The organism is Spiroplasma sp. hyd1, assembly GCF_016082235.1.
In the GTDB taxonomy this organism is placed as follows: Bacteria; Bacillota_I; Bacilli_A; order Mycoplasmatales; family Mycoplasmataceae; genus Spiroplasma; species Spiroplasma poulsonii.
Genome location: NZ_JXYY01000091.1, coordinates 1 through 2,353, shown reverse-complemented (window position 1 = coordinate 2,353; position 2,353 = coordinate 1). Strand labels below are relative to the sequence as shown.

General features: G+C 27.5%; 3 protein-coding genes and 1 tRNA gene. 3 read left to right on the top strand and 1 reads right to left on the bottom strand.

Annotation, left to right across the window (positions count from 1 at the left end):
* A partial coding sequence (locus TS70_RS06315; RefSeq protein ID WP_308699460.1) for a YigZ family protein occupies positions 1–407 on the bottom strand: 407 nt, incomplete at its 3' end.
* Between the two features lie 326 nt (positions 408–733).
* Between TS70_RS06315 and TS70_RS06310 the strand changes: the two genes are divergently transcribed.
* From TS70_RS06310 to TS70_RS08755, 3 genes are all read left to right on the top strand, one after another.
* Positions 734–809: transfer RNA gene (locus tag TS70_RS06310), tRNA-His, on the top strand.
* Between the two features lie 279 nt (positions 810–1,088).
* On the top strand, positions 1,089–1,631 hold the full coding sequence (locus TS70_RS08760; protein ID WP_198049748.1) for a DUF402 domain-containing protein: 543 nt from the start codon (positions 1,089–1,091) through the stop codon (positions 1,629–1,631).
* Positions 1,632–1,813: 182 nt separating this feature from the next.
* Positions 1,814–2,353, top strand: a 540-nt coding sequence (locus tag TS70_RS08755; protein ID WP_308699459.1) for a family 1 glycosylhydrolase, incomplete at its 3' end; no start/stop codon positions are given.

Genomic DNA, 2,353 nt, shown 5'->3' with positions numbered 1-2,353 from the left:
TTTACAAATATTTGCAATTTTTTAACAAGTAATGCAAGAAGTCTAATATTAATTTTATTTTTGTCTAAAAGTTCTCGTAAGAATACTTTGTTCAAGGGGCGCAATAAAATTCCAATTTTAATTTGTTCATTTATTTTTTCTAATTGGGCGGAAGTTAAAATAATACGGGTAATGGTCGCATACCCATTCTTAATCCAGTCTTCGGGTAAATTATAAATTGGATTATAATACCGATGAACTAAGACAATAATATTTGTTAGATTTTTTTCAATAATGTTTTCCAAAATGGTGTTTCCAGAGATATGTCGCGCTTCACCATTATCAGTTTTATAAATATTTTCACGCCTACTGCCGATGACATATGCATATGCGTTATGGTTTGCCTTTTTATTTTTATACTTTCTTAAGAAGTTAATAACATCTGTCTCTGTTTGAACGTAACTAGCGAAACAAAGGAATTTAACATTGCGAATTATTAGTTCTTTAGTTAAAATTTTGTTCTTTTTAATTATATATATTTAGTTACTCTTCTTCCATTCGCACTCCTTTGGGTACTGCATATATGTACCTAGTACATTATAATATAAAACTATTGATAAGATTTATTAACAATTTAATAGTTTTAAAATGTTTAAGGTGATGGCCGAAAACTTTTGGGGAACTAGAAAATTTTCTATTTACATTTTCTTGTTTTAAGTTATAATAAACAAGGTTATTTATTTAATCATACGTGGCGGTTGTGGCGAAGAGGTTAACGCTCCGGATTGTGGCTCCGGCACTCGTGGGTTCAAGTCCCATCAGCCGCCCCATTTTTAACTACAGGTGAGTAGTTTTTTTATTTTTGTAAAATTATTAAATTATTGGATAAAGTTTTTCTTGCTAGTTGGTGCTTTTTTATTTACTTAATAAATATAACTGTTATAATTATAATGTTGACGTATTTAAAATATTAATTAAATAATTTTTATTTTAAATTAATTAATATCAAAAAAACAAAATTTTATATTATGGCAACTTATAATTTTACAGACATTTTTAATTGTTTTTTGTTGTAATTTTTATTAATGGATTAATAGGGAGGCAGCACAATGGACACGTTACAAGTTGGAGATAGTGTTTTAGTACATGCTTACAAACACAATGGCTCGGTTTATCGTAGTTGAGAATCAGCTGTTGTTTTATTGTTAGAAGAAGAGTATATTGTTTTAGTAAATGAAGATGTGACCGTAACAGAATTAAACGGCAGAAAATGAAAAACAAATGAACCAGCAATTTGAATTTTTAATCGTAATAATTGGAGCAACATCATTTGTATGTTTAAAGAAACCGGAATTAATTATTATTGTAATATCGCATCGCCATTTATTATGGACCAAAAGACAATTAAATATATTGATTATGATTTAGATATTAAAGTTTTTGCTGATGGAAGTTATAAAATTTTAGATTTAAAAGAATTTAATCGAAATCGGATTGCATGAAAATATACACGTGATATTATTAATGTGATTTGAACAGAAATTGATAATTTAAAACATTTAATCAAGAATAAAAAATTTATTTTTGAACATGAGGCAGCATTAGCAATGTGAGAACAGTATTTAAAATTAAAACCAAAAATCAAAAAATAAATCCTTGATGGGATTTTTTTAATTATTACAAATAATTTAATACCTAATAAAAAGCAAGGTGCTTTTTTATTAAAATAATTCTTTTTATTGGTATTGTTTCTTTAAATATAATGGATATAATAAGACTTGTATTTAGAGAGGAGATTTCTGATGGGACAGTATAAATTTGAAAAAAATTTTTTATGAGGAAGTGCCTTTTCTGGACCACAAACAATTGAGATTATTGATTTAAGATTGAAAAATATCGTTTTTTTAATCAACAACCTTGTTTAAATGATTTTTATCATAGTTATCCAGAGGATATTAAAATTGCAAAGGAATTAAATTTTAATTCATTACGAACATCAATTCAATGGACTAGATTAATTCCAGATGGTAAAACAATTAATCCAAAAGGAGTTGCATTCTATAATAATGTTATTAATGAAATGTTAAAAAATAATATTAAACCAATTATTAACTTATTTCATTTTGATATGCCACATTGAGCGCAAGAAAAAGGGGGCTGATTATCGCGCGAAGTCGTTGATGCTTTTGCTTTTTATGCTAAAACTTGCTTTGAACTTTTTGGTGATTGTGTTGAAATGTTTGCAACTTTTAATGAACCAATTGTTGTTGTTGAGGGGGGATATTGATATGATTGACATCGCCCAAACGAAGTGTATATGCAAGCAGGAATGCAAGCACAGTGGAATAGTTTAATTGCACACTTTAAAGCGGTT